The sequence below is a fragment of the Streptomyces sp. ISL-94 genome (genome assembly GCF_018614075.1).
Classification (GTDB): domain Bacteria; phylum Actinomycetota; class Actinomycetes; order Streptomycetales; family Streptomycetaceae; genus Streptomyces.
Map to the genome: position 1 here is coordinate 1 of NZ_JAGGOZ010000145.1, position 8758 is coordinate 8758.

Annotated in this window: 8 protein-coding genes; 4 read left to right on the forward strand and 4 right to left on the reverse strand. The window is 74.1% G+C overall.

The annotated features are described in order from the left end of the window. Positions 1-206: 206 nt before the first annotated feature. From J7E94_RS33745 to J7E94_RS35235, 3 genes are read right to left on the reverse strand one after another with little or no spacing between them, the layout of a single operon-like run. The gene (locus J7E94_RS33745; RefSeq protein ID WP_215020634.1) at positions 207-2405 is read right to left on the reverse strand and encodes a SpoIIE family protein phosphatase; all 2199 of its coding nucleotides are present in this window, start codon (positions 2403-2405) and stop codon (positions 207-209) included. Beyond that, positions 2366-2890, reverse strand: coding sequence for a hypothetical protein (locus J7E94_RS33750; RefSeq protein ID WP_251057630.1), 525 nt, complete (start codon positions 2888-2890; stop codon positions 2366-2368). Before J7E94_RS33750 ends, J7E94_RS33745 begins: the two co-directional genes overlap by 40 nt. 8 nt (positions 2891-2898) lie before the next feature. Further along, a complete protein-coding gene (locus tag J7E94_RS35235; RefSeq protein WP_251057631.1) occupies positions 2899-3090 on the reverse strand; it encodes a hypothetical protein in 192 nt (63 codons plus the stop codon). A 358-nt stretch (positions 3091-3448) separates the two neighbouring features. Between J7E94_RS35235 and J7E94_RS33755 the strand changes: the two genes are divergently transcribed. Further along, positions 3449-4189, forward strand: coding sequence for a class I SAM-dependent methyltransferase (locus J7E94_RS33755; protein ID WP_215020635.1), 741 nt, complete (start codon positions 3449-3451; stop codon positions 4187-4189). Positions 4190-4204: 15 nt separating this feature from the next. Here the strand turns inward: J7E94_RS33755 and J7E94_RS33760 are convergent, their stop codons facing one another. Then, on the reverse strand, positions 4205-5113 hold the full coding sequence (locus J7E94_RS33760; protein WP_308345640.1) for an alpha/beta hydrolase: 909 nt from the start codon (positions 5111-5113) through the stop codon (positions 4205-4207). 211 nt (positions 5114-5324) lie between these two features. Between J7E94_RS33760 and tdh the strand changes: the two genes are divergently transcribed. From tdh to J7E94_RS33775, 3 genes are all read left to right on the forward strand, one after another. Then, positions 5325-6353, forward strand: coding sequence for an L-threonine 3-dehydrogenase (tdh, locus tag J7E94_RS33765; RefSeq protein ID WP_215020637.1), 1029 nt, complete (start codon positions 5325-5327; stop codon positions 6351-6353). Between the two features lie 254 nt (positions 6354-6607). Beyond that, complete coding sequence (locus tag J7E94_RS33770) at positions 6608-7810, forward strand: glycine C-acetyltransferase (protein ID WP_215020638.1); 1203 nt, start codon at positions 6608-6610, stop codon at positions 7808-7810. Positions 7811-7822: 12 nt separating this feature from the next. Beyond that, positions 7823-8737: a LysR family transcriptional regulator gene (locus J7E94_RS33775; RefSeq protein ID WP_215020639.1), complete on the forward strand. Its 915-nt coding sequence runs from the start codon at positions 7823-7825 to the stop codon at positions 8735-8737. The last annotated feature ends 21 nt before the right edge of the window (positions 8738-8758 follow it).

The window sequence follows — 8758 nt, forward strand, 5'->3', positions numbered from 1 at the left end:
GAGCGTCGCGACCCGGTGAACCTTTCCGGTCACAGCACTAGGCCCGTACTTCGCAGGTCACCCGTTAGGAACGCCTCAACTCAAGATCGTTGGCCGATCTCGGCCGCGTTGGCCCAGCCGTGACAGACCGCACGGCGTCAACTATCCGATGGCGACCGATCGCGACCGGTTGATCTTCACGATCGGGTGACCTGCGAAGTCCGGGACTAGGTTCGGGAGGCCAGCAGCAGGGCGGTGTCGTCCGGCCGGTCCAAGGCGCTGCCCGCCTCGGCGATCAGCCGGTCGGCCATCTCGGTCAGCGGGGTCGGGCTGGCACCCGCCAGGGCCATCCGCAGCCGCTCCACCCCGAGGTCGATGTCGGTGCCCGCCACCTCCACCAGCCCGTCCGTGTACAGGGCCAGCACCGAGCCCGTCGCCAGCCGCAGTTCCGTGACCGGGTACACGGCCTGCGGGTCGATGCCGAGCACCACCCCGCCTGCCAGGTCCAGTACCTCGGTCCGGCCGTCGGGATGGCGCAGCAGCGGCTGGGGGTGCCCGGCCCGGACGGCCGCGGCGGCTCCCGACACGGGGTCGAGGACCACGTAGCAGCAGCTCGCGAACTGGCCCGGATCGAGGTCGATGAGCAGCTGGTTCGTGCCGCTCATCACCTGCTCCGGCGTGCTTCCGGTGAGCGCGAACGCCCGTACCGCGCTTCGGAGTTGCCCCATGGTGGCGGCCGCCGACACGCCGTGGCCCTGGACGTCCCCGATGACCAGGGCCAGCGGCCCCGCGGCGGTCTCGATGACGTCGTACCAGTCGCCGCCGACATCCATCCCGGCGGTGCCCGGGAGGTAGCGGCCCACGGTTTGCACGTGCTCGAGCACGGGCAGCCGGTGCGGCAGCAGGGCCGCCTGGAGCCCCCGGGCGAGCGCCGCTTCGCTGTCGTAGCGCCGCGCCCGCTCCAGCGCCTGGGCGATCAACCCGGCCAGCGCGGTCAGCACCGTACGCTCCTCCGGGCTGAAGCCGCGCGGCTGGTCGAAGCCGAGGATGCACGAGCCGACCGGCCGGCCGGAGGCGATCAGCGGCAGGAAGGCGCGGGCGCCGACCGAGGCGTCCAGCGGGAGCCCCGGGTAGGCGGCGGCCAGGTGCTCCATCGACTCGAAGAACAGGGGCCGGCCCGAGGTGAGCGTTTCCACGCCCGGCAGCCGCACGTCGAGCGCGACCCCGTCGAACTGGTCGAGGAACCCCTTCGGGAAACCGGTCTCCCAGGCGAGGTGGAGATGCCGCTCGTCGAGCAGGTAGATCGCCAGCTGGCGGCCGCCGAAGGCGGGCAGCAGCTCCTCGGTCACCACCGCCGACACCTGGCGGGCCGTGACCGCCTCGGTCAGCGCGATGGCCAGGGCCACCGGCCGGTACAGCGCGGAGGCCCGGTCCGCCGGTGAGCCCAGGCCCGCACCCGGGCGGACCGCGGACGGCGGCGCGTAGGTGGGTTCCGGGGTGGCGCTGATCGTCACGGTCACCCCGTCGGGCGCCGGGTACAGGTCCACCGACAGCCACTCGCCGGTCGGGTGCCGGCCGCGCCGGGCCGCGAAGTGCACCGGCTCGGTGGACAGGAACACCGCGCGGAAGTGGTCCTCGTACGCGGGATGTCCGAGCCAGGGCAGCGCTTCCCACAGCACCTGCCCGCGCAGCCGTGACCCGGTAGTGCCGAACAGCTCCTCGGCGGCGGTGTTGACGAAGCCGATGCGGCCCTGCCGGTCCGCGGACAGCACGGCCTGCGTCAGACGGTCGACGGCCTCCCGGGCGCCCCCGGCGGCTCCGGCGGATCCGGCCGCTCCGGCGGGCGCTGGGGGTGCCGACGGCATGTACACGGCCACCGGGGCGCTCTCCCAGACCACCGGCGCCCCGGCCGCGGCCAGTGCCGCCAGGTCCCGGGCCAGCCGGTCCGCCCTCTCGCGCAGCCGTTCCCGGTCGGGGGTGGCCACCGGCAGCCCCGGGGTGACCTGGCGCAGCGCGAACAGCACCCCGAACCGCTCACGGCCCGCGGTGACCGGCTGGTACAGCGACGCGAAGGGGAACGGCATCCCGGCCATCAGCTGTGGGAACCGGCGCATGGCCGACTCCGCGTCGGACAGGTGCACCGCCTGCCCGGAGCGGAACGCCTCGGCCACCGGGTACGGGCGGTTCACCTGCATCCGCTGCCAGGGCCGGAACAGCGGCGCCGGGAGCCCCGTGATGGCGGCCAGAAGGAGCAGATCCGGGGTGCCGGAGCGCAGGTAGACCCCTCCCGCGTACCCGCCGACGGCCGCCACCACATCGACAGTGGCCCGGGCGACCGCCTGGGCCGTGGCGTCGGGGGCGGGGCCGTTGTTGTCCGGTCTCGCCGTCACAACGCCAGCATGCGCCCTCGGCGGTGTGCACTGCATCCCGGCCCCGGGCCGTGCGCTACCCCTTCGGCGCGGTGCTCCGGTACCCGGCCACCACGGCGGCCGAGGCCAGCAGCAGCACCACGGCCACCGTGCGCAGCGCCGCCCCCCGTCGCGTCGGTGAAGGCCGCGATCTGCGCCGGGTCCCGCGGGTCCCCGTGGAAGCGGGAGGCCAGGACCGTGCCGACCACCGCCACTCCCAGCGCGGCACCGATCTCGCGGGCCGCGGTGTTGAGCCCGGAGCCGAGCCCGGCCTGGTGCGCGGGCAGCTCGGCGACCACCGTCAGGGTCAGCGCGGGCGCGCACAGCCCGGTCCCGACGGACAGCACCAGCAGGTACAGCGCGTACACGGCGTAAGGGGTGCCGGCGTCGGCCGTGGAGACCAGCAGCAGCCCCGCCCCGATCAGGCCGAGCCCGGCACCGACGGGCAGCCGGGGCCCGGTGCGCTCCTGCAGCCGGGCGCCGAAGCGGGGTACCAGGGCCATGTCGATGGTCAGCGGGACGAGGCGAGGCCGCCGAGCGGGGCTCCCTTGCGGCCGTACCGGTCGCCGAGCGCGCCGGCCGGGATCAGCAGCGCGGCGAAGACGATCACATACGAGTCGACCGCCCACAGCAGCTGGCCGGGGCTCGGCCGCAGGGTTGACGCGGCGAGCTGCGGGATCAGCAGGTTGACGGCCGCGACCATGGCCTGGGCGACCAGTACGCAGGCACACAGGACCAGCGGAGCGGGCCGGGAGAGGCCCGGGACGGGTTCGGCCCGGGTCGGGCGCCGGGTGCTCTTTCGCCTCCTCCCGCTCCCGATCCTGTTCCTGTTCCTGTTCCGGCCGGCCGGCGTACGGGCCTTCCCGGCCGGTGCCGATCGCGCCGGTCCCCGTCATACCGGTACGCCAACAGCGGCGCGAGCGGCGGCGCGAGCGGCGGCGATAGGCCGACCGCTTCCCTCGTCCGGGGGACGCACGGGTGTACGGGCCGTCCCCCGGACGCGCCGCGGGGCACGATACGCACGCGTCCCCCACCCCCGGCAGGCCACCGGAAGGCAGAGCATGCGGTACCAGTACGACACCATCGGCGAGCGCTTCGCGGAGTCCAAGAGCACGGCCGCGTTCTCGGCGGCCGACACCCACACCCTCCTCGGCGCCCTCGACGCGCTCGGCGGGGTACGGGGGCTCGACACCCTCGACCTGGCCTGCGGATACGGCTACAACACCCGGCTGCTGGCCCGCGGCGGCGCCCGCCGCACCGTCGGCGTGGACATCTCGGAGGAGATGATCAGACTGGCCCGCGAGCACGAGGCGGCCGAGGAGCCGGCGGGCAGCATCGAGTACCTCGTCGCCGACGCCGCCGGCCTCCCCGACCTCGGCCCCTTCGACCTTGCCACCGCCGTCTACCTCTTCAACTACGCGCCCGACCGCAACTCCCTGCACGCGATGTTCCGGTCCGCCCGAGCCAATCTGCGCGCCGGGGGGAAACTCCTCGCCATCGTCCCCAATGCGGGGGCGTTCCCGCGCGTGGACTGGTCCCCGTTCGGGGTCCGCATCCTCGACCGGGTCCAGGAGGGTGACGCACCGCTGCTGAAGGCGCACTTCCTGACGGAGCCGCCGGTCCCCTTCGAGTTCCGTGAATGGGCCCACGCCGACCTCGCCGAAGCAGCCGTCGAAGCGGGCTTCGCCACCGTCGGCTGGCAGCCGAGCCGCACTCCGCCCGCCGACCCGGTCCGCGACGAGGCGTACTGGACGGCGTACCGTGCCTGGCCCGTCAGCTCGCTGATGACCTGCACCGCGTAGCGCGATGTCCGGGGATCACAGCTCGGCCGCCGCACGGACCAGCTCGACGATCCGCTCGCGCGCCGCCCGCCCCTCCGGCACCGGCAGCAGGGGGTAGACGTGCGGCAGCCCGGCCTCCTCGTGGAACTCCACCTCGGTGCCCGCCGCCCGCGCCCGGCGCAGCAGCTCCCTGCTGTCCGTGCTCAGCACGTCCCGGGTCCCGGTGAACACCGTCAGCGGCGCCAGCCCCCCGAAGGACCCCCGCAGCGGGCTCACCCGCGGATCGTCGGCGGCCAGGGTCCCGGCGTACAGCCGCCCCGCCTCCCGCAGCCCCGGGCGGGCCAGCAGGGGATCGGCCGCCTCGATGCCCGCCTGGTCCGGATGGCTCATCGTCACGTCCAGCCACGGCGATATCAGCACGATCCGGGAGGGCTGCGCCCCCGTGCGGTCGCGCAGCCGCTGCGCGGCGGCCAGCGCCAGCCCGGCCCCGGCCGAGTCCCCGATGAGCACCGTCCCGCCGGCGCCGCCGCCCTCGATCAGACCGCTGAGGAGGTCGGCGGCGACCGGGACCGTCCGGTCGGCCGTCCCGCGCGGGGCGAGGATGTACGCCGGTACGACGACCCGCGCGCCCGCCCGCGTGACCAGGGTGCGGATCATCGACCAGTGCGGGCGGACCAGCTCGCCGATGTACCCGCCGCCGTGCACGTACAGCACCTGGGACGCCGGCTCGGTCCCGCGCGGGGACACGTCGTACACGGGCCAGGCCCCGACGAAGGTCCGCGAGATCTCCGCGACCCGGCCCAGCGAGCGCGGCGGCAGGTGCGAAGCAGGCCGGCGCGCTGCCTGCGCCACCCGGGTCCGCACCGCCTCGGCGCTCCCGAACCGTCTTCGCCGTCCCGCCGCGATCAGCGCCGCCGACAGCGCCCTGCTGCGCAGACTCGGCACGCCCCTCACCTCCCCGTTCCTCCGGGCCTCCCCGGCCCGGCACCCGGCCCCGTCACGGGAGGAGCATAGGCGTGAAGCTGCGCTGTCGACCCGCTTAAGAAAGTCTCGATGGACTGATCACCACGCCGCTCGGCAGATTGGTGCCCGTCACCGACGCCGTACGGGCCCGCACGCTCGCGGCGCCCCCTTCCGCATGCCTGGAGCCACCCCCATGAAGGCACTCGTCAAGCACAAGGCCGAACCCGGGCTGTGGCTCATGGACGTCCCCGAGCCCGAGTACGGCCCCGGCGATGTGCTGATCAGGGTGCTGCGCACCGGCATCTGCGGAACCGACCTCCACATCCGTGCCTGGGACGGCTGGGCGCAGGGCGCGGTCAAGACCCCCCTCGTCCTCGGCCACGAGTTCGTCGGCGAGGTCGCGGCGCTCGGCGCGGACGTACGGGACATCGAGATCGGCGCGCTGGTCAGCGGCGAGGGCCACCTGGTGTGCGGCAAGTGCCGCAACTGCCTGGCCGGGCGCCGCCACCTGTGCCGCAGCACGATCGGGCTCGGGGTCGGCCGCGACGGCGCCTTCGCCGAGTACGTGGTCCTGCCCGCCCAGAACGTGTGGGTGCACCGCACCGCCGTGGACCTCGACGTGGCGGCGATCTTCGACCCGTTCGGCAACGCCGTGCACACGGCGCTGTCCTTCCCGCTCGTCGGCGAGGACGTGCTGATCACCGGCGCCGGCCCGATCGGGATCATGGCGGCGGCCGTGGCCCGGCACGCCGGCGCGCGCAACGTGGTCATCACCGACGTCAGCCCCGAGCGCCTCGAGATCGCCCGGAAGGCGGGCGCCACGCTCGCGGTGAACGTCGCGGAGACCTCCATCGCCGACGCCCAGGCGCAGCTCGGCCTGCGCGAGGGCTTCGACATCGGCCTGGAGATGTCCGGCCGCGCCGAGGCCATGCGAGACATGATCGACAACATGACGCACGGCGGCCGGATCGCCATGCTGGGCCTGCCCGCGCAGGAGTTCCCGGTGGACTGGGCCAAGGTCGTCACCTCGATGATCACCATCAAGGGCATCTACGGCCGTGAGATGTTCGAGACCTGGTACGCGATGACCGTGCTGCTGGAGGGCGGGCTCGACCTGTCCCCGGTCATCACCGGCCGCTACTCGCACCGCGACTTCCAGGCCGCCTTCGACGAGGCATCCACCGCCCGCAGCGGCAAGATCATCCTGGACTGGACCGCGTAGGGGCTGCCCCGGTGGACCGGCCATCGCGGCCATCGCGGCCATCGCGGCCGTCACGGCCCTGACGGCCCTGACGGCCCTGACGGCGACGCTGATCCACCGCCCCGGCCGACGGCGACGGCCGACCGCCGACGCCTTCGATCCACAGACCATCTCCCTCCGGCCGGGCCCCGCACACCCTCCCCCCTCCGCGGGGCCCGGCCCCCTTTCGTCCGTCTTTCGTCCGTCTCCCTCCGCCGCACAAGGAGAAGCCCACCATGTTCGAGTCCGTACGCGAGGACCTGCGCACCACCCTCGACGAGATCCGCGCCGCCGGCCTGCACAAGCCCGAGCGCGTCATCGGCACCCCGCAGAACGCGGCCGTCGCCGTCACCGCGGGCGGAGCCCCCGGCGAGGTCCTCAACTTCTGCGCCAACAACTACCTGGGGCTGGCGGACCACCCCGAGGTCGTCGCCGCCGCGAAGGACGCGCTCGACCGCTGGGGCTACGGCATGGCCTCCGTCCGCTTCATCTGCGGTACGCAGGAGGTGCACAAGGAGCTGGAGGCGCGGCTGTCGGCGTTCCTCGGCCAGGAGGACACGATCCTCTACTCCTCCTGCTTCGACGCCAACGGCGGTGTCTTCGAGACCCTGCTCGGCGCCGAGGACGCGGTCATCTCCGACGCCCTCAACCACGCCTCGATCATCGACGGCATCCGGCTGTCGAAGGCCCGTCGCTACCGGTACGCCAACCGCGACCTCGCGGAGCTGGAGATGCGCCTCAAGGAGTCGCAGGACGCCCGCCGCCGCCTGATCGTGACCGACGGCGTGTTCTCCATGGACGGCTACGTCGCCCCCCTCGCGGAGATCTGCGACCTCGCGGAGCGCTACGACGCCATGGTCATGGTCGACGACTCGCACGCCGTCGGCTTCGTCGGCCCCGGCGGCCGCGGCACCCCCGAGCTGCACGGGGTCATGGACCGCGTCGACATCATCACCGGCACCCTCGGCAAGGCGCTCGGCGGGGCCTCCGGCGGCTACGTCGCCGCGCGCGCCGAGATCGTCGAGCTGCTGCGCCAGCGCTCGCGCCCGTACCTCTTCTCCAACTCCCTCGCCCCGGTCATCGCGGCGGCCTCCCTCAAGGTCCTCGACCTGCTGGAGTCGGCCGGCGACCTGCGCGAGCAGCTCGCCGCCAACACCGCCCTCTTCCGTACGAAGATGACCGAAGCCGGCTTCGAGGTCCTCCCCGGCGACCACGCCATCGCCCCCGTGATGATCGGCGACGCGGCGGAGGCGGCCCGGATGGCCGAGCTGCTCCTGGAGCGCGGGGTCTACGTGATCGGCTTCTCCTACCCGGTCGTTCCGATGGGCGCGGCGCGGATCCGCGTACAGCTCTCGGCGGCCCACTCCACGGCCGACGTGGAGCGCGCGGTGGCGGCCTTCATCGACGCCCGGGCGGCGCTGGGCACGTCCGCCGGCTGAGACAATGGAGGGGTGATCGACCCCCGCCGGCTGCGCATCCTGCGGGCCGTGGCGGACCACCGTACGGTGACCGCCGCGGCCGCAGCCCTCTACCTCACCCCCTCCGCCGTCTCCCAGCAGCTCGCGGCGCTGGAACAGGAGACGGGCCATGCCCTGCTCACCCGCAGCGGGCGGGGCGTACGGCTCACGGCGGCCGGTGAGATCCTGCTCGGCCACGCCCACGAGGTGCTGGCGCAGCTGGAGCGGGCGGAAGCGGAACTCGCGGCCTACGCGGGGGGCTCGGCCGGCGAGGTCACCGTGGCCGCCTTCGCGACCGGGATCGCGGAGGTGCTGGCCCCGGCGATCGCCCGGCTCGCGCTCGACCACCCGGGGATCCGGCTGCGGGTGCGGGACGCGGAGGGTGACCAGAGCCTGCCGCTGCTGCTCGACGGCGAGGCGGACGTGGCCCTGGCGGTCGAGTACCGGGGCGGCCCGGGGGCCGACGACGCCCGGCTGTCGGTCCTGCCGCTGTACGCGGAGCCCTTCGACGCGGTGCTGCCCTCGGGGCACCCCCTCGCGGATTCGCCCGCGGTGTCGCTGGCGGACCTGTCCGACGCGGACTGGGTGGGCCAGTATCCCGGCAACCCGTGCCATGACGTGACGCTGCTCGCCTGCGAACTGGCCGGTTTCCAGCCCCGGTTCGCGCACTCCTCCGACGACTTCCGCGCGGTGACGGCACTGGTGGGCGCGGGCGCCGGGGTGGCCCTCGTCCCGCGCTCGGCGCTCCGGGGCATGGACCTCAAGGAGGTCCAGGTCCGCCCGGTAACCGGCCCGGCCGCCACCCGCCGCGTCTTCGCGGCGACCCGCCGGGGCGCCGAGGCACACCCCCTGATCGCGCCTGTCCTGGCGGCGCTGATACGTGAGTCGGAGCGGCTGCCGGCGCATTGACGGGGCGGGCGGGGGCTTCGG

Excerpts from the sequence above, each read along its gene's own strand:
- J7E94_RS33745 (WP_215020634.1), bottom strand. The coding sequence starts at position 2,405 with ATGCAGTGCACACCGCCGAGGGCGCATGCTGGCGTTGTGACGGCGAGA.
- J7E94_RS33750 (WP_251057630.1), bottom strand. The coding sequence starts at position 2,890 with ATGGCCCTGGTACCCCGCTTCGGCGCCCGGCTGCAGGAGCGCACCGGG.
- J7E94_RS35235 (WP_251057631.1), bottom strand. The coding sequence starts at position 3,090 with ATGGTCGCGGCCGTCAACCTGCTGATCCCGCAGCTCGCCGCGTCAACC.
- J7E94_RS33755 (WP_215020635.1), top strand. The coding sequence starts at position 3,449 with ATGCGGTACCAGTACGACACCATCGGCGAGCGCTTCGCGGAGTCCAAG.
- tdh (WP_215020637.1), top strand. The coding sequence starts at position 5,325 with ATGAAGGCACTCGTCAAGCACAAGGCCGAACCCGGGCTGTGGCTCATG.
- J7E94_RS33770 (WP_215020638.1), top strand. The coding sequence starts at position 6,608 with ATGTTCGAGTCCGTACGCGAGGACCTGCGCACCACCCTCGACGAGATC.